We start from the raw sequence: 19419 nt of genomic DNA, 5'->3' as shown, positions 1-19419 counted from the left end.
GGCCATGCCATAGGCATGGTCCCGATGGGGCCAGGGGGAAGCACCTTCCCCGCAACCCCGTTGCCGTCTGGCCGGCTAGCGGCTCATTGCTTTTGCGTCACTGGCACGGCCGGCTCCCCTCCGCGCCGAGGGCGCGCTTCCTGCCTGCCGTCCTTCCGGGACGCCGGGCCATGGCCACCGCGGGGGCTCTTCCCCCGGGTCGCCTCGTCAGGGCCGCCCGCTGCCGGGTGGCCCAATTCGCCCGTCCTCTGCGGACGGGCCCTTGCCGCGCCATGTGGCGCCTCGGAGGGCTCGGTGCCAGGGGCCTTGTTCCCCCGTCTGCCGTCCCTCGCCTCCGCCGGGCTATGCCTCGGCCCCGGGCCGCGACGTGGCGCGGCGGCCGGCTCATCGCTCAGCACGCCGGCGAGCCGGGCGGCCTCCGCGAGGATGCCCCCAGCCAGCCGGCCCGCCGCCACCGCCACGTGGACCGCGTGATCCCGACCGAACACCGCACCCAGCTCCGCCGCGTCGAGCACCGCGACGACGGGGACCGGATGGCCACCCACCAGCCGCGACCGCTCGGACGCGCTTCCATCCGCCGCCTCGACCAGCAGGGCCGCGCGTCCGGCCTGGAGCCATTCGCGCGCCTGCTGGAAGCCGACCACCGCCTGCCCCGCGCGCCGCGCGAGACCGACCTGGTCCCGGATACGCCGACGCAACCCGTCCGCGATCGCCGCGCGCAGGTTGGGCATCGGATGCACCGGGCCGCGGGCGGCCCTCGTGAAGGCCCCGCGGCTGAGAGCGCGTTCTAGCACATCGCCGCGCGCGCTCAACCACATTCCCCGCCCGGGCATGCGCCCGCCGAGGTCCGGCACCAGCTCCCGCGCCGGGCCGAGCACGAAGCGGATCATCGCCTCCTTCGGCTGGCTCTCGCGCGTGACGATGCAGCGGCGAAGCGGCCCGCGCTCCTCCGCGTCCGGCTGGCCCAGCGGACCGGAGGCCTCGCTCGGCGGGCCAGAGGCCTCGCCAAGCGGGCCCGCCGCCTCGGGGGAAGCGCCGGGCGGCACCTCGTCGGGGGTGCCGTCCGGCATCTGGGGATCAGGCCCGGGCGTCGCCGTTCTCCTCGCCGTCCTTGGCATTCTCGGGGGCGTCCTCGGCGGCATCATCCTCGGCCAGCGCTTCCGTCACGTCGCCGTCAGCGGCTTCCACCGCGTCGTCGCCCTCGGCCTCCACCGCCTCGTCGTAGCCCTCGGCCTCGGCCAGCGCGGCGGCCTCGGCCTCGGCGGCAGCGGCGGCCGCCTCCTCCTCGGCGCGGGCCTGCTCCTCGGGGCCGAACCAGCCGGCGCGCTGACGGGCGGCCATGATGATGGCGTTCGCCGTCTCCTCGTCGACGCTGTCCGCGCCGAGGATCTCGATCAGCTCATCCGCCGCCAGGTCGCCGAGGTCGTCGAGCGTCTTCACGCCCTTCTCGCCGAGCGAGACCATCATCGCGGGCGTGAAGCCGCCGACCTCGCCCACCTTGTCGTCCACGCCCATGGCGCGGCGCTTCTCGTCCAGCTCGTTGTCGCGGCGCTCGAGCGAGGCCTGGGCGCGGCGCTTGAGCTCCGCCGCCACGTTCTCGTCGAAGCCCTCGATATTCGCGAGCTCCTCGTCCTCGATCTCGACGATCTCCTCGAGCGAGGAGAAGCCCTCGGTCACCAGGAGCCCCGCGATCACGTCGTCCACGTCCAGCCCCTCGACGAAGAGGCCGGAGCGCTTGCGGAAGTCCTCCTGGCGCCGCTCGCTCTCCTCGGCCTCCGTCAGGATGTCCACGTCGTAGCGCGTGAGCTGCGAGGCGAGCCGCACGTTCTGCCCGCGCCGCCCGATGGCGAGGCTGAGCTGGTCGTCCGGCACCACGACCTCGACGCGCCGCCCCTCGTCGTCGAGCACCACCTTCGTGACCTCGGCGGGGGCGAGCGAGTTCACGATGAAGGTCGGCATGTCGTTCGACCAGGGGATGATGTCGATCTTCTCGCCCTGGAGCTCCGCCACCACCGCCTGCACGCGGGATCCCCGCATGCCGACGCAGGCGCCGACGGGATCGATCGAGCTGTCGCGCGAGATCACCGCCATCTTCGCGCGCGAGCCCGGGTCGCGGGCCACCGCCTTGATCTCGATGATGCCGTCATAGATCTCCGGCACCTCCTGCGCGAAGAGCTTCGCCAGGAAGCCCGGATGGGTGCGGGAGAGGAAGATCTGCGGCCCGCGCTGCTCCTCGCGCACGTCGTAGATATAGGCGCGCACGCGGTCGCCGTTGCGGAAGGCCTCGCGCGGGATCGTCTCGTCGCGGCGCAGCAGCGCCTCCGCACGGCCGAGATCGACCATGAGGTTGCCGTACTCGGTGCGCTTGACGACGCCGTTGATGATCTCGCCGACGCGGTCCTTGTACTCGTCGAACTGCTTCTTGCGCTCGACCTCGCGCACGCGCTGCACGATCACCTGCTTGGCGGTCTGGGCGGCGATGCGGCCGAAGTCGATCGGCGGCAGCGGGTCCACGATGTGCCCGCCCACCTCGGCGTCCGGCTTGAACTTGAGGGCGATGCGGAGCGGGATCTGGGTGTCCTCGTTCTCAACCGGCTCCTGATCCACGATCTCGGTCCAGCGGGAGAGGCGGACCTCGCCGTTGCGGCGGTCGATGGTGGCGCGGATGTCCTTCTCCTGGCCGTACTTCGCGCGGCCGGCCTTGGACATGGCCTGCTCCATCGCCTCGAGGACCTCCTCGCGCTCGATCATCTTCTCGCGGGCGACCGCTTCCGCGACCTGGAGCAGCTCCGGGCGGGCGATGGCAACGTCCACGGCCATGGTTCCTAGTTCCTCTCGGACGGGGGGCGACGCGGGGCGCGGGCGGGCTTCTCGCCGTCCTGCGTGCCGGTCGCGGGGGCACGCCAGCGCCGAGGCGCCTTCTTCGGGGCCTCCCCGGCATCGGCGCTGTCGGGTTCGGGCTGGGCGGTGGCGGCGATCAGCTCGTCGGTCAGCACCAGCTTCGCGCGGCGGATGTCGCGGCGGGGCAGCACCACCTCGGCGCCCTCGTCCAGCTTCAGCCGCACCTCGTTCTCGTCCGCCGAGAGGATGCGGCCACGGAAACGCCGCCGCCCCTCGTGCGGGATGGTCATCTCCACCGTCGCCACGTGGCTGGCAAACCGCACCCAGTCCTTCGTCCGCATCAGCGGCCGGTCGATCCCCGCCGAGGAAACCTCAAGGTTCCAAACGCCCGGGAACGGATCGTCCACGTCCAGCACGGCCCCCACCGCGTGGGAGATCGCCTCGCAGTCCGAGACGCCGATGAGGCTGCCATCGGCCCGGTCGGCCATGACCTGTACGGTCGGCCGCTCGCGGCCCTGGATCTGCACGCGCACGAGCTCGTACCCCATCGCACCCAAGGTCGGGGCGATGGCGGCTGCGATACGGGCCTCGAGGCCCTCGTGCTGAGGAAGGTCGTCGCTCAAAAACGAAAAAAGGCGGCCCGTTAAGGCCACCCCCCTGAACCGGCGGATTGTCTTGTCAGCCCTTCATATAGCGGGGCGGGGCCTGTCCTACAAGCATTGCCTTGATGGGCCGGCGCCGGTGGCCCCGGGGGAGAGAAAGAATTCTCTCCCCCAGACCCCCACTCATCTTTTTCTTCAAGTTGGGAATGCTCGGCGGACGGTGCGCCTCGGGTCGATGACCCGAGGCGACTGCCCGTGAAGGAAGGTTCCGCGACAGCCAGACGGGGGTCCAGGGGCCTCAGGCTCCTGGCGGGTGAGGTCCGGAGAGGGCAGAGCCCTCTCTGGCTTCGCCGTTCCGCCGCCACACCCACCAGCGCGGCGAGCGGCCCTCGCGGAGGGCCTTGGCCTCGTAGCGGGTGCGGGGCCAGCCCTCGGGATGGGTGTCGTGGTGCTCGGCGAGGGTGAAGAAGGGCTGGGTGGCCATCACCTCATCTACCCAGGCTTGGTAGGTCGGGTCGTCGCTGGCGATGCGCCACTCGGCACCGGGGCGCAGCTTCTGCGCCAGGAGGGGCAGCAGGGCGGGGTGAGTGAAGCGGCGCTTGGCGTGGCGGGCCTTGGGCCAGGGGTCGGGGAACATCAGGAAGAGGCGGTCGAGCGAGGCGTCGGGGAGCGCGGCCAGGAGGGGGCGGGCGTCGCGGGGCCAGAGGCGAAGGTTGGGTGGCAGGGGAGCGCTGGCTTCCTCGCCCTCGGGGACGAGGGTGGTGAGGAGGGAGCAGAGGCCGTTCTCAAAGACCTCGGAGGCGATGAGGGCGGTGGCTGGGTTGTTCCGCGCGAGTTCGAGGGCGTGCTCGCCGCCGCCGAAGCCGACCTCGAGCCAGAGGGCCTCGGCGGCCATCGGGAAGCTTTCGCGCGGGGCAGCGGGGGTGGCCAGGGTGATGCGCGGGAGGGTGAGGTCGAGGAGCCGCTGCTGGCGGGGGCGGAGGGGGTGGCCCCGGCGGCGGCCGTAGAGGCGGTCCGGGATGCCCTCGGCGGGGGGTGCGGGGCGGGTGCTGTCGTGGGGCATCGAGGGGGCCTGAAAAGGGGAAGGGCCGCCCCGCGGGGGAGGCGGGACGGCCCTTTATGGCCTGATCAGGCTCGCTCCACCTTGGGGGAGGTGGACCGGACAAGGGGGGCGTCCGGTGAGAGGGAACCTAGAACAGGTGAGAACAAAACGTCAACAGATTCCTGATCAGCGGTTAAAGGCGCGCTTCAGCTCGGCGGCCAAGTCGGTGCGCTCCCAGGTGAAGGTGCCCTTCTCCGCGTCGGGGGTGCGGCCGAAATGGCCGTAGGCGGAGGTGGGGACGTAGATGGGGCGGTTGAGGTGCAGGTGCTCGCGGATGCCGCGGGGGGAGAGGTTCACCATGTCGGAGACGACCTTGGTGAGCTTCGCCTCGTCGATGTCGCGGCCGGTGCCGTGGAGGTCGAAGTAGACGGAGAGGGGTTTCGCGACGCCGATGGCGTAGGAGACCTGGATGGTGCAGCGGTCGGCCAGGCCGGCGGCGACGACGTTCTTGGCGACGTAGCGGGCGGCGTAGGCGGCGGAGCGGTCCACCTTCGTGGGGTCCTTGCCGGAGAAGGCGCCGCCGCCGTGGGGGGCGGCACCGCCATAGGTGTCCACGATGATCTTGCGGCCGGTGAGGCCGCAGTCGCCGTCCGGGCCGCCGATGACGAAGGTGCCGGTGGGGTTGACGTAGATTTCCTCGGCGGAGGGCATCCAGCCGGGGGGGAGCGAGGTCTCGATGAAGGGGAGGACGAGGGCGCGGACGGCGTCCTGGGTCAGGCCTTCCTCGTGCTGGGTGGAGACGACGACGCTGGTGGCGCCGACGGGCTTGCCGTCCACGTAGCGGAGGGTGACCTGGGACTTGGCGTCGGGGAGGAGGCCCTTGGCGGTGACGTCCTCGTTGCGGCGGGCCTCGCTGATGCGGCGGAGGATGAGGTGGGCGTAGTAGAGGGGGGCCGGCATCAGCTCGGGCGTCTCGCGGCAGGCGTAGCCGAACATGATGCCCTGGTCGCCGGCGCCCTCATCCTTGTTGCCGGCGGCGTCCACGCCCTGGGCGATGTGGGCGGACTGGGCGTGGAGGTGGCACTCGACGTGGGCGTTGCGCCAGGAGAAGCCCTCCTGGTCGTAGCCGATGTCGTGGACGGCGAGGCGGGCGCGGTGCATCAGCAGCTCGGGCGTGATGTCGCCGGGGCCGCGGGTTTCGCCGGCGATGATGATGCGGTTGGTGGTGACCAGGGTCTCGCAGGCGACCCGCGCGTAGGGGTCGGCTTCCAGGAAGGTGTCGAGCACCGTGTCGGAGATGCGGTCCGCCACCTTGTCGGGGTGGCCCTCGGAGACGGACTCCGAGGTGAACAGGTACTCGCCCTTGTCGCGCATGGCGTGATTCAGCCTCTTGTCGCGTGGATGGAAGCCGGGATCCCGGTTTCCGGGCGGCGGGGGGGTATCGCTTCCAGGCGCGGGGGGGTCAAGGCAGGGGTCATTGCGGGATGAGGGAGGCTGGGATGCGGCGCCGGCCCTCGGCCGTTCGGAGGAGACGGATGCAGTTGCGGAGGTAGGGGCGGATGGCCTGGGTGAGAGGTTGGGAAAGCGCCCAGAAAACGCAGCGATGAACCATTTCGGACAAATTCGGGTCGGGGAGCATCCAGGAGGGGCCTGGGAGGGCGTTGGGGATGTTCAGGCGTCGGGCGAGGGCGAGGACCGGCAGGCCAAGGATGCGGTAGGTGCGGCGGTGGCAGGCCGCGATCCAGTCGATGAGGCGGCGGAGGGTTTTGGGGGCGCGCTTGCGGGCGGCGAGCTTCAGGAGGCGGGACCAGACGCCGGCGCGGGCCCAGCGGCGGAAGGTGCGGTGGACCGTGTCGGTGGCCGCGTGGGGGCTGCGGGTGTGGCGCCAGGGGAGGGTTGAGGTGACGGCCTGGAAGATGGCGTCCAGCCGGGCGCGAGGGTCGGCGATGGGGCGGCCCGGGCCGGTGAGGGGGAGGTGGGGGGCGAGGAGGGCGTATTCGGCGTCGGTGAGGGGGGACCAGGGGCGGGGGTGGGGCACTGGGGGCTCCTGGCGATCCGTTGGGGCAGCCCCTAGAGAATTTTGTCCTATTTGTCAAGTGGAGGATCAACCGGAGCTAATCTTTGTCTCGACGCGCTTGCCACTGTGTGTGTTCGCGTGAAAATGCGTTTTCGGCGTCGCTAACAAAAATTGAGTGAGCATTCTCGTCTAGGCTGTTCGGTTGCTCCAATCGCAGTAAACCAATTTCGTGTGCCGTGAGCGTGTAAGAGGCAGCTAGTTCTTGATAACGCTTAGTTTGCAACCAAGCCATGACTGATCCTGCTGCGGTAACAAATATGTCGGTTGGCCAATGTTCTTGTGAAGGGTAGATCATTTTACCCAAAGACCAAAGAATGGCCAAGGAGTTTATGATGATCAGTGCCACGAACCAGCGTTTAGAATTTCTGCTGTTTGTTCGTCCTTTTCTGCGATACCACTCTTGCTGTTCAGAAATTCGAAATTCTTTGTAGAACTGCTGTCGTTCTTTCAACCCCGACGATCTAATCTCCTCCATTTTCAGGGTGATCTGGTCAGTTATCAGTGTATCCATCGCTTGAGCTATCACCTGCTGATTAGCATCCAGAATTTTCTTCAGAGTTTTTGTGAAATGGTATCGCGCATTGGCATCATCGATGTCGTAGGGTTCCGCGCGCATCATGTAACGCCAAGTTACCGTCTTTACTGATTCGGCTAGAGCGCGCGCACCGTACCACGACTGCTGCGGCTTTTTAGCAGCCAAAAAAATTGTCAGACCAAGCCCAATAAGTAAAGTGACAACCTGGAGTCCGGCGAACCAAATATTTGGCAAGTTTGCAACGGAAAGGGCGGAAGCAAAGATTAAGCAGGATAGATTTCCGGCCAGCGCAGTAAAGAACTGCTTTTGAGCATTTATCGATAAGGCATTAGCGTCCCCGTACAGGGCGGGAAACTCAGACTCCTTCACAGCCCCAAGCTCTTGTATACATTGTCCTCAAACCTCCAGTCAGCACCGTATTTATATTTTGCCGCATAGTTTTCGCAAAATTCATCGAGTGCTTTTTGGATAATCTTTGCTTTGAACGCCACATGGATCGCTGCGGTTCCGCGTATAAGCGGGGGGCAAAGGACTTCATCAAGCTGGCGTTTGCCATTAAGATTAGCAACGACGATGGGGATCCCCATGGTCTGGCAGCTCTCAATTTCCCATCGCACAAATCGATATAAATTTTTTGTCGCCTCGCCCACTACGACGATTGCCTGCTTGGTGTTATTTAGCCGCTCTTTAAGTATCCTTTTTACTGTTTGCTCGGATGCGTCAGCAGCAATCTTTTTGAGGTCGTGGGCATTATAGAAATCGAATTCAATATGCTCGTTATTTTTCCAGCCGAGCATATAGGCATATGCCCACATATCGTTATCACCATCGAAAATGACGTAGGTCTTATTTCGATAACTCATATGCTCTTCTTTCCTGCCGATCGGCCGATTTGATGACTAACTCTAGATAAACAGCACCGGTCTTTGAAGGGATCCGCGACAGCGTTTCACGCCGTAGACCGAAAAACACTTGTCGCCCAGACTAATTAAAAGCGACATAGCACACACGCGTAACATGTGACGAAAATAGACCCTCACTGCGTCAGCAAAAATGCCGCCCCACTCTCCGCACAAACCCCCCTCACCTCCTCCACCAGCGTCGGCACCAGCGGGATTCCCTCCCGCTGGCGGCGGATGGTCATGTCGTGCTCGGGGTCGCCGGGAATGAGGACGGGCTGGGCAGGGTCGAGGGGGGTGTTGGCGCGCAGGCGGCCGAGGAGGTCGTCGAGGTCGGCGGAGAAGCCCTCGGCGTCGCGGAAGGCGCTGGGGTCGAGGGCGAGGAAGAAGTGGCCAGTCTCGTTCTTGCCGATGCGGGCGCCGGTGAGGGTGGAGCAGAGGATTTCGACCATCAGGGCCAGGCCGTAGCCCTTGTGGGCGCCCTGCTCGCGCGTGCCGCCGAGGGGGGCGAGGCGGCGGGCAGCGGCGGCGACGGCGCTGTCGGTCTCGGGGAGGCCTTCGGGGTTGAGGGCCCAGCCCGGGGGGATGGGTTTGCCGGCGCGGCGGGCGATGGAGACCTTGCCGTAGGCGACTGTCGTGGTGGCCATGTCCAGCAGGACGGGGCGGGCCTTGTCGTTCGTGGGGGCGGCGAAGGCGATGGGGTTGGTGCCGAGGGCCGGGTCCTTCCCGCGGACGGGGACCAGGAGGGGGGGCGAGTTGGTGAGGGAGATGCCGATGAGGCCGTTTTCGGCGGCCTTGCGGGCGTACCAGCCGGCGGCGCCGTAGTGGGTGGAGTTGGTGACGGCGGTGACGCCGATGCCGTGTTCCTTGGCCTTGGCGATGGCGGTGTTGTTGGCGAGGTTGGCCGCGACGTGCCCGATGCAGTGGTGGGCGTCGATGAGGGCGGCGGGGCCGCGGTCGTGGGCGATGGTGGGGGTGGCGCGGGGGTGGAGGCGGCCCTCGCGGACGGCGATCTGGTAGAAGGGGAGCATGCCGACGCCGTGGGAATCGACGCCGGAGAGGTCGGTTTCGACCATGATGGTGGCGGCGGTGTTCGCGTCGTCGGGGTTCATGCCCCAGGTGGTGAAGACCGTGGTGAGCTGCTTGTGCAGCAATTCCGCGGGGACGGTGAGGACGTTTTCCATCCCGCTATTAGATCGCGGGGTCCGGGGGGTGCGTCCACCCCCCGGCGGAGGGGTATCGGGGAGGCGGCGCCTCCCCGGGCCGCCAGAGCCGGCCTTTAGGACGGCCGGATCTGGGTGATCTTGGTGCCGTTGAGGGCGATGGAGGCCATGAGGCCTTCCTGGTTGAAGGTGACGGCGTAGACGGGCTCGCGGAGGGTGGTGGAGGTGGCGTTGATCTGGGCGCCGCGGTCCAGCACGACGACGGTGGGGCCGGTGCCGATTTCCCAGCCTTCGGCGTTCATGAGGGCGCGGAGGGCTTCCTGGGTCATGAAGAACATGGCGAGGCCGGAGGCCTGGGCGCCGATGAGGAGGCCGAAGGAGGCGCCGGCGATGTTGAAGTAGCCGCGGGTGGTGCCGCCTTCGAGGAGGGCGCCCTCCCCGTACTGGCCGCCGACGACGAAGCCGCCCTGGATGATGCGCGGGAAGATGAGGGTGGCGCGGGCCTGGGCGAAGAGGGCGCGGGGCTGGGGGAGGTTCTGGAGGCGCGTGAGGGCGGCGGCGACGTCCGCGTCGATTTCGGTGCGGGTGGCGGCTTGCGCGAGGGTGGGGCGGAGGAGCGGGGTGCCTGCCGCGAGGGTGAGGGCGGCGGCGGGGAGGAGGCGGGTCGCGAGGGTGCGGCGGGTGTGGTGGGTCATGGTGGGGGGTTCCGTCCGGGGGCCGTTGTGGGGGCCGGGGACGGAACGCGGTGCCGGGGCGGGTGGCTGCGGGGGTTACGCCTTGTCGGGCGGGTGTTTCATTCTGAAAAGTCGGGCCGTCAGGCCAGGGGTTCGAAGGGGATGCCGGCGGGGATTCCGCCGAAGGCCGTGATCTCGCCGAGGGGTTCGCCGCGGTGCCAGAGGGCGGCGGGGCGGTAGTCGTCGTAGCGGCGGAGGCGGCGCGCGGTGGCGGGGCTGCGGTCGAGGTAGCCGTTGTTCCAGCGGCAGGTGAGGAGGGCGCAGCCGGCGTCGAGGAGGGCGGCGGTCTCGAAGCGGAGGGTGATCTGGTCCCTCTCGGTGTCGCGGGGGCTGGCGGCGAGGCGGCGGGCGTCGGCCTCGCTGGCGAAGAGGAAGACCATGCTGTTGATGAAGAGGCGCCAGGCCGCCGGGGGGATGGCGGGGTGGAGGCGCGCGGCGATGGGGGCTTCGGGCATGTTCTGCCAGCGGAGCCAAGCGGTGCTGCCGTCGGGCGCCGGGGTGGGGGTCCAGGCCTCGCGGTTCTCGGTGGTGGGGGTGCCGGTCGCGAGGCTGGCGGTGGGGAGGAGGCCGTGGGCCTGGATGCTGGGGAGGGCCGTTCGGTGGGTGACGTGGAAGAGGTGCGGGTTGTGGCGGGCGAAGTCCATCGGCGTGGCCAGGCTCAGGCCATGTTGAGGACGTGCTTCATTCCGTAGAGGCCGGGGGGCTGCTTGAGGGCCCAGAGGGCGGCGCGGACGGCGCCGGTGGCGTAGACGCGGCGGTCGAAGGAGCGGTGGGTGAGGGCGATGTGTTCCTCCCCGGAGGCGAAGAGGAGGGTGTGCTCGCCGACGACCTGGCCGGCGCGGAGGGCGGCGAAGCCGATGGCGCCGGGCTTTCGGGCGCCGGTGTGGCCGTGGCGGCCGGATTCGATGCCGGCCTTCTCGAGGGTGGTGTGGCGGCCGGCGGCGACGGCGCGGCCGAGGGCAAGGGCGGTGCCGGAGGGGGCGTCGATCTTCTGGCGGTGGTGGGTCTCGAGGATTTCGGCGTCGTAGGTTTCGCCGGGCAGGGCGGCGGCCATGCGCTCGGCGAGGGCGAGGAGGAGGTTCACGCCGGGGGCGAAGTTGGCGGCGTAGACGATGGGGATGATCTTCGCGGCCTCGTGGAGGGCGGCTTCCTGGGCGCGGTCGAGGCCGGAGGTGCCGAGGATGAAGGGCTTGCGGGCCGATGCCGCCGCCTGGATGTGGGCGGGGGCGGCGTCGGCGGTGGTGAAGTCGATGAGGGCGTCGCTGACGCGGGCGAGGGCGTTGGGGTCGCTCGGCCACTGGTCGCCGCGGCGGGCGGTGCCGCCGGCGAGGGTGGCGCCGGCGGCCGTTACTTCCTCCGCCAGGAGCTGGCCCATGCGGCCGGAGATGCCGAGGATGCCGATCTTGGCCATGGCGTCGTGCCCCCCTTGAGGTTTGGTGAGGGGGTTTTCGGGCGGAAGGGCCGCGGGGGGAAGGGGGTCAGCCAGGGTCAAGCCAGAAGGGTTCGGCCTTGTAGTAGTCGTAGACGCGGCGGCCGTGGGTGTCGCTGAGGTCGTTCTCCTCGTCGTCGGTGTCGTGGGTGGGGGCGGCGGCGAGTTGTTCGCGGGTGAGGTCCACGACGTAGCCGCCGCGGTCGGTGTCGTAGGTGAGGACGGACCAGGGCAGCGGGTGCTGGCTCTCGCCGATGCCGAGGAAGCCGCCGTAGGACATGACGGCGAAGGCAACGCGGCCGGTGACCTTGTCGATCATCAGGGTGTCGATGGTGCCGAGGTGCTCGCCGGCGCGGTTGTAGACGACGGTGCCCTCGACCTTGTCGGCGGAGATGAGGCGGCGGGCGGGCGCGGGCTTGCCGGACATGGGTGGGTTGGACATGGGGGGGTTCCCTCGGGCTTCGCTGGGAACGCGCGCGGGGCTCGGGGGGTTTGGCCCCCGGGGGCGGCCGGGGCGGCGTTTTCTTCTTGCGGGCGGCGGCGGGCGCGGGCATTTCACGGCCGTTCGGTGCTGTGTCCGATCGATCTCCGGGCCTGCGGCCGGGGGTTGGCGCGGCCCTTTCGGCGCGGTCGGGCGGGCGCAATCCTCGCTTGCAGGGGATGGGCGGTGCCCCGATGATGAGATGTCGTAACAAGGCCGGCGGTCCAGGGGGGCGCCGTGCCGGTGGAAGAGTCCTCATGCCCTCGCTTCGCCTGCACCGCGTGCTTGTCGCGGCCTCGGTGCTGATGCCGCTGGGGCTGTTCGCGGCGGCGGCGGCGCATAACCGGGCCGACGTGCTGCGCCAGGGCGAGGCGGCCGTGGTGCGCACCGTGACCGTCATGGACGAGCACGCGCGCAAGGTCTTCGAGACGGGCGAGCTGCTGCTCGGGCGGGTGGACGACCGGATCCGCGGGATGGGCTGGGACGAGATCGCCTCCCCCGCCATGAACGACTTCCTCGCGGGGCTCATCGCGCCGCTGGAGCAGGTGGTGTCCATCTGGGTGACGGATGCCCAGGGAATGGTGCGGGCGGGCAGCCAGGTCTGGGATCCCAGCATGTCGATCGCCGGCCGCGAGTTCTTCCAGGTGCAGCGGGAGGCCAATGCGGGGCCCTTCGTCAGCGCCAGCTTCCTCGGGCGGGCGACGCGGGTGCCGAGCTTCGCGCTCAGCCAGCGGCGCTCGACGGAGGACGGGCACTTCGACGGGATCGTGCATATCTCGCTCAGCCCGGAATACTTCACGCGCTACTACGCGTCCTCCACGCCCGAGGTCGCGCTGGTCGCGGCGCTGCTGCGGGCGGACGGCGCGGTGCTGGCGCGGGTGCCGGAGCAGGAACCGGCGCCGACGCGGCTACCGCCCGACAGCCGGCTGCTGCGGCAGTTCGCGGCGCAGTCCGCCGGCGGCTCCTTCCTCGGTGTCACCGCGCCGGACGGGGTGGAGCGCGCCTATGCGTACCGGCGGGTCGGGAACTATCCGCTCTACGTCGCCTTGGGGGTGGACAAGGCGGCGCTGCTGCAGCGCTGGCGCGGCAACATGGTGCTCTTCGGCGCGGTGTCGGGCGCGGCCTCCTTCATGCTGCTGCTCGTCTCCTGGCTGGCGCTGCGCGGGGTGCAGGCGGAGCGGGCGGCGATGGGGCGGCTGCGCGCCGCCCTCGAGAACCTCCGGCGCGAGACGCGCCAGCGCGAGGCGGCGGAGCAGCGCGTGCGGCAGGCGCAGAAGATGGAGGCGGTGGGGCAGCTCACGGGCGGCATCGCGCACGACTTCAACAACCTTCTCACCGCCGTGCTGGGCAGCCTGCAATTGCTGCGCAAGCGCCTGCCGGCGGGGGACGAGCGGGCCACGCGGCTGCTGGAGAACGCCTTCCAGGGGGCGCAGCGCGGCGCCTCCCTCACCCAGCGGCTGCTCGCCTTCAGCCGCGGCCAGGCGCTGCGGCCGGCGGCGGTGGACCTCGTGGAGCTGGTGCGGGGGATGTCGGACCTGCTGCGAAGCTCGCTGGGTACCGGGGTGAAGGTGGAGACGAAGTTCCCGCTCGGCCTCGCGCCCGCGCATGTGGACGCGAACCAGCTCGAGCTGGCGCTGCTGAACCTCGCGATGAACGCGCGCGACGCCATGGGCGGCCAGGGAGGTGGCCAGGGGGGCAGCCAGGGGCAGCTGACGATCTTCGCGCGCGAGGAGCGGGTGCAGGAGGGCGGCGAGCTGCCGGAGGGGCACTACGTGGTGCTCGGCGTGACCGACAACGGCGTGGGGATGGACGAGGCGACGCTGGCACGCTGCGTCGAGCCCTTCTTCACCACCAAGGGGATCGGCAAGGGAACGGGCCTCGGGCTCTCGATGGTCTATGGGCTGGCCGCGCAGTCGAACGGGCGGCTGGTGCTGCGGAGCCGCCTCGGGGAGGGCACGACCGCCGAGCTCTGGCTGCCGCGGGCGCAGCCGGCGGCGCCCGCCCTGCCCGAGCCGTCGGCGAGCGAGGCGGCGCGGCCGCGGCCGGAGGGCTTCGGGCGGCGGACGGTGATGGTGGTGGACGACGACCCGCTGGTGCTCGCCAGCACCGGCTCCATGCTAGAGGACGTGGGGCACGCGGTGGTGGAGGCCTCCTCCGGCCGCCAGGCGCTGGAGATCCTGCGTGCGGGCGCCAAGGTGGACATGGTGCTGACGGACCAGGTGATGCCGGGGATGACCGGCGTGCAGCTCGGCGCGGAGCTGCGGCGGCTCTGGCCGGGGCTGCCGGTGCTGCTGGGGACCGGCTATGCCGAGCGGGCGGAGCTGCTGGGCTCCGGGCTGCCGCTGCTGGCCAAGCCCTTCCAGCAGGCGGAGCTGGTGGCGGCGGTGGAGGCCTGTCTCGGGCGGGCCGAGCCGGTCCCGGGGGCGGGAAGGACGGTGGTGCCGTTTCGGCCGGTCGGGGGGTGAGCTGGGGCGGTTACCGATCCGACGGCCGGGCGCAGCCTCGGGTCCGAGGAGTGCGGAAGTTCGAGGACCGCCGCCCGCTTGTTCGGCCGCCCGGGCGGCCTTGTCACCGTGCCCGACGAGGAGGCGTTGGGAATCCCCGACCGGCCGTGACCCCGCGCAGCCGGTGGCGCCGGGATGCGCCGGCGCCGCCCCGCGCCGGACGGGAACCCTGATACGTGCAGGGATGCACAAGGGGCGAATCTCGGCGGCCAGAGGCCCGTTCGTGCGATTCCGCGGCGGATCGGCAACGCCTTTGTGAGCATCCGCTGTGAAGACCTTCCTTCCCGCAGGCGCTAGGTAGATGTTGCGAAACGTCAAGGTTTTGGCTTGCCGGGATCGGGAAGCACCGGTGGAACGGCGCCAGCGGAGGGGAATGAGCGAGCGAATGGAACGCGATCCGGCGGTAGACGATGCGAGCTATCGCCTGTTGGTCGAGGCGGTCGTGGACTACGCGATCTACCTTCTCGACCGGGATGGTCGCGTCCGGACCTGGAACCCGGGGGGCGAGCGGCTGAAGGGCTATCGCGCCGAGGAGATCATCGGGCAGCCCTTCGCTCTCTTCTTCACGGAGGAGGACCGTCGCCGGGGGCTGCCCGAAACCGCGCTCGAGACAGCCCGGCGCGTGGGGCGCTTCGAATCCGAGGGCTGGCGCCTGCGCAAGGATGGCAGCCGGTTCTGGGCGCTCGCGGTGATCGACGCCGTGCGCGATCCCGCGGGAGAGGTCGTCGGCTTCGCGAAGATCACGCGCGACATGACCGACCGGCACGAGGCGCAGCGTGCCCTGGTGGAAACGGAGCGCCGCTTTCGCCTGCTCGTCGAGGGCGTGACCGACTACGCCATCTTCATGCTCCACCCCAACGGCACGATCGCCAACTGGAACGCGGGGGCACGCCGCATCCACGGCTACGAGGCCGACGAGATCGTGGGCGAGCACTTTTCTCGCTTCTACACGGAGGAGGATCGCGCCGCGAGCCTTCCCGCCCGCGCACTGACCGAGGCGCGGACGACTGGCCGGTTCGAGGTCGAGGCGTGGCGGGTTCGCAAGGATGGCAGCCGGGTCTGGGCCGGCGTCGTGATCGACGCCATCCGGGACGAGGCGGGCGAGGTCATCGGCTTCGCGAAGATCACGCGCGACCTCTCGGAGCGCCGGCGCGTGGAGCAGGCCCTGCAGGAGAGCGAGCGGCGGTTCCGGCTCCTCGTGAACGGGGTGACGGACTACGCCATCTTCATGCTCGACCCGAACGGCATCGTGGTGAACTGGAACGCCGGGGCCCGGCTCATCAAGGGCTACGAGGCGGAGGACATCGTCGGCCAGCACTTCTCGCGCTTCTACACGAAGGAGGACAGGGAGTGGGGCGTGCCGTGGCGCGCGCTCGCCGAGGCGCGCAGCGCCGGCCGCTTCGAGGCCGAGGGCTGGCGCGTCCGCAAGGACGGGTCGCGCTTCTGGGCCAGCGTCGTCATCGATGCCATCCGCGACGACGACGGGGCCATCATCGGCTTCGCGAAGATCACGCGCGACATCACCGGCCGGCGGGAGTCCCAGCTCGCGCTCGATGAGGCTCGCCAGCAGCTGGTGCAGGCGCAGAAGCTCGAGGCCCTGGGCCAGCTGACGGGCGGGGTGGCCCACGACTTCAACAACCTGCTGCAGGTGATCTCGTCCGGCATCGACATGGCCGAGAGGCTTGCGGGAGGCGACCGGCGGCTGGGCGGGATCCTCGCGGAGGTCCGCAACGCGACGAAGCGGGGCGCCGAGCTCACGGGCCAGCTCCTGACCTTCTCCCGCCGGGCACCCCTGCGTCCGGAGGTCGTCGATACCGAGGACTGCCTCAAGCAGGCGGTGGGCCTTATCAGGCGGTCGCTTCCCCCGCAGGTCTCGCTCAGGACCGCCCTCGACAGGGGCCTCTGGCCTATCCGGATCGATGTCGGCCAGCTCGAGGTGGCGCTGCTGAACCTCGCCGTGAATGCGCGGGACGCGATGTCCGGCGGCGGAACCCTGACCCTGCAGGCGCGCAACGCCGGGCTCTCGGGGGAGCCGCAGGGCCTGTCGGGGCCCCATGTCGCGATCGCCCTTCGGGACACGGGGCCTGGCATTCCGGCCGAGGTGCTCGTCCGCGTCTTCGAGCCCTTCTTCACGACGAAGCCGGTCGGGAAGGGAACGGGGCTCGGCCTGAGCCAGGTGCACGGCTTTGCCGAGGGGGCGGGGGGAAGGGTGACCATCCGGAGCGCGCCGGACGAGGGCACCGAGGTCACCCTGTTCATTCCCGCGCTTCCCGGCGCCGAGGCGGACCGGCCGCAGGACGGGTCGGCCCAGGCCGACGGCTCCCAGCGCCTTCCTGCCGGGCTGCGCGTGCTCGTGGTCGACGACGACCCCGCGGTGGCACGGCTCACGGCCGGGATGCTCGAAGCAGCCGGCTGCCGGCCCGAAACGACGAATGATCCCCGGAAAGCGCTCCGCTGGCTGGAGGCTGGCCGGACCTTCGACATGCTGCTCCTGGATGTCGTGATGCCCGGCAGCATGAGCGGCCTGGAACTCGCCAAGGAGGTTCAGCGGCGCTGGCCGGGCCTGCCCATCCTGCTTGCCACGGGCTACGCCGCGGACGAGGGCGCGTTGACGGGCAAGTTCGATCTCCTGCGCAAGCCGTTCACCGCCCTCGAGCTCACCCGCACGATGACGGGGTTGGGGATAGGGGCGCCGGGTGCGGGTGCGGGTGCGGGTGCAGGTGCGGGCGGCTAGCACAGGAACGCGCGGGAGGGGCCGGGCGCATTACCCTGGCCGCCCCTCCCCGCCCCACCCCGCGAGGTGCCGGACGAGGCCGGCGCCGATGGCCACGAGCCGCTCCACCAGCGCCGCCCCCGTCTCCGCGCTGCACAGGCGAGGGTCGCCGGGGCCGACGCCGTCGGGCGAGGGGCCGTCATACTCGGCGGGGACGTTCACCTCCGCGCCCTCGAAGGATACCGCGCCCCAGCCGGCATAGGGCAGGCCGAGCATCGTGCCCGGCGGGGTGGGGCGTTCGGGCAGCAGGTCCATCCGCATCCGCTCGGGCGAGAGGTGCATCGCGATGCTGCCCAGCGGGTCCGCCCCGTGGCCGGCGGAGCGGCGGGCGAGTTCCGGGCCCACCATCTCCGGCAGCAGGGCGCCGGCCACCTTCCAGAGATAGAAGGAGGGGAAGATGCCGCGCCCGGCGAGCATGAAGCGCTGCGTCACGTCGTGGATGACGGGCGCGTTCCCGCCATGGCCGTTCAGCACGAGGATGCGGTCCAGCCCGTGGCGCAGCAGGGCCTCGATCATCTCCGTCAGCACGAGCGAGAAGGCCTCGTGCGACAGGGCGATACCGCCGGGCATGGCGCCGAAGAAATCCGCCTTGCCGAAGGGGAGCACGGGGGCCACCACCGCCTCGGTCCCGGCTTCGTGGGCGCGGCGGGCGATCCGCTCGGCCACCAGCTCCGCCAGGAGGTAGTCGCCCATGGGGGCGTGCGGGCCCTGGTCCTCGTGGCTGCCCAGCGGGAGCAACACCACGGGGCGGCGGGCATACAGCGCACGCGCCTCGGCGCCGGTGAACTCGCCCATGCGGACCTTCATGCGGGACTTCTCCTTGTGGCTCCCAGAGAGGGCTCTGCCCTCTCCGGACCTCCCGGGCAAACGCGCAGCGTTTGTCCCGCACCCGCCAAGGGCCTGAGGCCCTTGGATCCCCATCTGGCTGACGCGGATACGGTGATTGGGGGCGGTTCTTTTGCGGTGCCGTTCTTGGGCGTGCAGTCGCCTCGGGTCCACGATCCGAGGCGCACCGGTCATTCAGTATTCCCAACTCGAAGAAAAAGATGGGTGGGGGTCCGGGGGAGAGAATTCTTTCTCTCCCCCGGGGGCCGCAAGAGCCATCGAACCCCGGCAGGCAACCTCCTCCGCACCCGAACGTTTAGGGAACACCAAACGAGGAGAGAGCCGGCATGACGAAGCAGGCCGACAAGACCCACGACAACCACGCCGCCGGGAAGTCCTCGGCGCATCACGCCGCGGAGCACAACCCGAAGACCGATCCGGAGCCCGGGTCCAACACGATCAAGGATCCGTCCGACTGGACGACGGGGGATCAGCCGATGACGGGGGCGCAGGCCTCCTATCTCAAGACCCTGTCGGAGGAGGCGGGCGAGGAGTTCGACGAGGGGCTGAGCAAGGCCGATGCCTCCCGCCGAATCGACGAGTTGCAGGACAAGACCGGGCGGGGGACCTGAGGCCCCGCCTTCAGGGCATGTAGCCGAACCTGTTGTCCGGGGGGCGGAAGGCGCGGTCGGGGTGGCTGCGCCAGTCCCTTGCGACGAAGAGGGCGGACCAGGCGAGCTGGCAGACGGGCAGGTAGCCGGCGGCGCGAAGGAAGTCGTCGAGCTCCCCCGGGTCGCCGCCCTCGCGGAAGGCCTGATAGCGGGCGAAGTCCTCGACCATGATGACGGTGGGCCGCATTTCCTCGAGATGGGCGGAGCGGAGAACGTCGAGGTCCAGGCCCTCGCAGTCCACCGTGAGGAGGTCCACGCGCCGGCCCGGCAGGTGCTGGCGGACGATGTCGCGCAGCGGCAGGCAGGGGATCCGGCGCTCGGCGACGGGGCGGGTGCCCTCGGCCGTGAGCTGCGCCGCGCGCTCAGGAGAGAGCGTGTTGAAGACGTTGTTCTCGAACTCGAAATAGGTCAGCTCGGTGGGTTCGAGGGCGACGCCCATGGTCAGGAAGGTGTCCTGCGGGCGGGCCTTGCGGAACTTGGGGGCGAAGACGGGGTTCGCGTCGATCGCGAGGCCGGTCCAGCCGAGGGAGTAGAGGAAGGCGGTGTTCGAGCCCTCCAGCGGCTCGTTCGCCCCGACATCGACATAGGTGCCGGAGCTTCGCGGCTTGAGGAGGCGGAGCAGGGCGTGGTCCTCCCCAAACTGGGAGAAGGAGGGGAGCAGGCTGCGCCAGGCATCCGGGGGCAGGCGGGTGAGCTGGCGCGCGCGGCGGTAGACGCGGCCACCGATGTCCTGGATGCCCATGCGGCGCCCTCTCTCCCTCGGGTTTAGCCCCGTTGTGGGTGGCCCTTGCCGGGTGCGGCCGGGCCTTTTCCAGGAGGAGAACAGCGAAGCCATTTCGCTGC

Annotated in this window: 18 protein-coding genes; 3 read left to right on the top strand and 15 right to left on the bottom strand. The window is 69.8% G+C overall.

Going from position 1 to position 19419, the window contains the following annotated elements; translation table 11 throughout:
- Positions 1-83 precede the first annotated feature (83 nt).
- From D9599_RS04400 to D9599_RS04340, 13 genes are all read right to left on the bottom strand, one after another.
- Complete coding sequence (locus D9599_RS04400) at positions 84-1070, bottom strand: RNA-binding protein (protein ID WP_232480127.1); 987 nt, start codon at positions 1068-1070, stop codon at positions 84-86.
- A 7-nt stretch (positions 1071-1077) separates the two neighbouring features.
- The gene (nusA, locus tag D9599_RS04395; RefSeq protein WP_198380012.1) at positions 1078-2820 is read right to left on the bottom strand and encodes a transcription termination factor NusA; all 1743 of its coding nucleotides are present in this window, start codon (positions 2818-2820) and stop codon (positions 1078-1080) included.
- 5 nt (positions 2821-2825) lie between these two features.
- Positions 2826-3494: a ribosome maturation factor RimP gene (gene rimP, locus D9599_RS04390; protein WP_198380011.1), complete on the bottom strand. Its 669-nt coding sequence runs from the start codon at positions 3492-3494 to the stop codon at positions 2826-2828.
- A gap of 247 nt (positions 3495-3741) precedes the next feature.
- Positions 3742-4506, bottom strand: a complete 765-nt coding sequence (locus D9599_RS04385) for a tRNA (guanosine(46)-N(7))-methyltransferase TrmB (RefSeq protein ID WP_198380010.1) — start codon at positions 4504-4506, stop codon at positions 3742-3744.
- A gap of 165 nt (positions 4507-4671) precedes the next feature.
- Positions 4672-5859 carry a methionine adenosyltransferase gene (gene metK, locus D9599_RS04380; RefSeq protein ID WP_198380009.1) on the bottom strand — a complete coding sequence of 396 codons (1188 nt, stop codon included), beginning with the start codon at positions 5857-5859 and terminating at the stop codon, positions 4672-4674.
- Between the two features lie 100 nt (positions 5860-5959).
- Positions 5960-6523, bottom strand: a complete 564-nt coding sequence (locus D9599_RS04375) for a transposase (RefSeq protein WP_198380008.1) — start codon at positions 6521-6523, stop codon at positions 5960-5962.
- A gap of 76 nt (positions 6524-6599) precedes the next feature.
- Positions 6600-7466 carry a DUF4231 domain-containing protein gene (locus D9599_RS04370; RefSeq protein WP_198380007.1) on the bottom strand — a complete coding sequence of 289 codons (867 nt, stop codon included), beginning with the start codon at positions 7464-7466 and terminating at the stop codon, positions 6600-6602.
- Entirely contained in the window at positions 7463-7960 is a 498-nt protein-coding gene (locus D9599_RS04365) for a TIR domain-containing protein (protein WP_198380006.1), read from the bottom strand. Before D9599_RS04365 ends, D9599_RS04370 begins: the two co-directional genes overlap by 4 nt.
- Positions 7961-8133: 173 nt before the next feature.
- The gene (locus D9599_RS04360; RefSeq protein ID WP_198380005.1) at positions 8134-9180 is read right to left on the bottom strand and encodes an Ldh family oxidoreductase; all 1047 of its coding nucleotides are present in this window, start codon (positions 9178-9180) and stop codon (positions 8134-8136) included.
- A 95-nt stretch (positions 9181-9275) separates the two neighbouring features.
- Positions 9276-9854, bottom strand: coding sequence for a YSC84-related protein (locus tag D9599_RS04355; RefSeq protein ID WP_198380004.1), 579 nt, complete (start codon positions 9852-9854; stop codon positions 9276-9278).
- A 119-nt stretch (positions 9855-9973) separates the two neighbouring features.
- The gene (locus D9599_RS04350) at positions 9974-10537 is read right to left on the bottom strand and encodes a DUF7002 family protein (RefSeq protein WP_198380003.1); all 564 of its coding nucleotides are present in this window, start codon (positions 10535-10537) and stop codon (positions 9974-9976) included.
- A gap of 14 nt (positions 10538-10551) precedes the next feature.
- Positions 10552-11304 (bottom strand): 4-hydroxy-tetrahydrodipicolinate reductase, encoded by a 753-nt coding sequence (dapB, locus tag D9599_RS04345; protein ID WP_198380002.1) that lies wholly within the window; start codon positions 11302-11304, stop codon positions 10552-10554.
- Positions 11305-11371: 67 nt separating this feature from the next.
- Positions 11372-11764, bottom strand: a complete 393-nt coding sequence (locus D9599_RS04340) for a PRC-barrel domain-containing protein (protein ID WP_198380001.1) — start codon at positions 11762-11764, stop codon at positions 11372-11374.
- Between the two features lie 296 nt (positions 11765-12060).
- On the opposite strand from D9599_RS04340, the gene D9599_RS04335 reads away from it, so the two are divergent.
- Together D9599_RS04335 and D9599_RS04330 are read left to right on the top strand one after the other, a co-directional pair.
- Complete coding sequence (locus D9599_RS04335) at positions 12061-14268, top strand: response regulator (protein WP_198380000.1); 2208 nt, start codon at positions 12061-12063, stop codon at positions 14266-14268.
- Positions 14269-14692: 424 nt separating this feature from the next.
- Positions 14693-17041, top strand: coding sequence for a PAS domain S-box protein (locus D9599_RS04330; protein ID WP_198379999.1), 2349 nt, complete (start codon positions 14693-14695; stop codon positions 17039-17041).
- Positions 17042-17071: 30 nt separating this feature from the next.
- On the opposite strand, the gene D9599_RS04325 is transcribed toward D9599_RS04330, so the two are convergent.
- The gene (locus tag D9599_RS04325) at positions 17072-17887 is read right to left on the bottom strand and encodes a creatininase family protein (protein WP_232480125.1); all 816 of its coding nucleotides are present in this window, start codon (positions 17885-17887) and stop codon (positions 17072-17074) included.
- A gap of 365 nt (positions 17888-18252) precedes the next feature.
- Between D9599_RS04325 and D9599_RS04320 the strand changes: the two genes are divergently transcribed.
- Positions 18253-18537, top strand: a complete 285-nt coding sequence (locus D9599_RS04320; protein ID WP_198379998.1) for a DUF3072 domain-containing protein — start codon at positions 18253-18255, stop codon at positions 18535-18537.
- Between the two features lie 10 nt (positions 18538-18547).
- On the opposite strand, the gene D9599_RS04315 is transcribed toward D9599_RS04320, so the two are convergent.
- Entirely contained in the window at positions 18548-19318 is a 771-nt protein-coding gene (locus D9599_RS04315; protein WP_198379997.1) for an FkbM family methyltransferase, read from the bottom strand.
- Positions 19319-19419 lie beyond the last annotated feature (101 nt).

Source organism: Roseomonas sp. KE2513, from assembly GCF_016107305.1.
Lineage (GTDB): Bacteria > Pseudomonadota > Alphaproteobacteria > Acetobacterales > Acetobacteraceae > Roseomonas.
Note: the sequence above shows the minus strand (reverse complement) of the source record. Positions and strands in the feature narration are given on the sequence as shown.

Coding starts and splice junctions, on each gene's coding strand:
- D9599_RS04400 (WP_232480127.1), bottom strand. CDS start 1,070: ATGCCGGACGGCACCCCCGACGAGGTGCCGCCCGGCGCTTCCCCCGAG.
- nusA (WP_198380012.1), bottom strand. CDS start 2,820: ATGGCCGTGGACGTTGCCATCGCCCGCCCGGAGCTGCTCCAGGTCGCG.
- D9599_RS04385 (WP_198380010.1), bottom strand. CDS start 4,506: ATGCCCCACGACAGCACCCGCCCCGCACCCCCCGCCGAGGGCATCCCG.
- metK (WP_198380009.1), bottom strand. CDS start 5,859: ATGCGCGACAAGGGCGAGTACCTGTTCACCTCGGAGTCCGTCTCCGAG.
- D9599_RS04365 (WP_198380006.1), bottom strand. CDS start 7,960: ATGAGTTATCGAAATAAGACCTACGTCATTTTCGATGGTGATAACGAT.
- D9599_RS04360 (WP_198380005.1), bottom strand. CDS start 9,180: ATGGAAAACGTCCTCACCGTCCCCGCGGAATTGCTGCACAAGCAGCTC.
- D9599_RS04355 (WP_198380004.1), bottom strand. CDS start 9,854: ATGACCCACCACACCCGCCGCACCCTCGCGACCCGCCTCCTCCCCGCC.
- D9599_RS04350 (WP_198380003.1), bottom strand. CDS start 10,537: ATGGACTTCGCCCGCCACAACCCGCACCTCTTCCACGTCACCCACCGA.
- dapB (WP_198380002.1), bottom strand. CDS start 11,304: ATGGCCAAGATCGGCATCCTCGGCATCTCCGGCCGCATGGGCCAGCTC.
- D9599_RS04340 (WP_198380001.1), bottom strand. CDS start 11,764: ATGTCCAACCCACCCATGTCCGGCAAGCCCGCGCCCGCCCGCCGCCTC.
- D9599_RS04335 (WP_198380000.1), top strand. CDS start 12,061: ATGCCCTCGCTTCGCCTGCACCGCGTGCTTGTCGCGGCCTCGGTGCTG.
- D9599_RS04330 (WP_198379999.1), top strand. CDS start 14,693: ATGGAACGCGATCCGGCGGTAGACGATGCGAGCTATCGCCTGTTGGTC.
- D9599_RS04325 (WP_232480125.1), bottom strand. CDS start 17,887: ATGAAGGTCCGCATGGGCGAGTTCACCGGCGCCGAGGCGCGTGCGCTG.
- D9599_RS04320 (WP_198379998.1), top strand. CDS start 18,253: ATGACGAAGCAGGCCGACAAGACCCACGACAACCACGCCGCCGGGAAG.
- D9599_RS04315 (WP_198379997.1), bottom strand. CDS start 19,318: ATGGGCATCCAGGACATCGGTGGCCGCGTCTACCGCCGCGCGCGCCAG.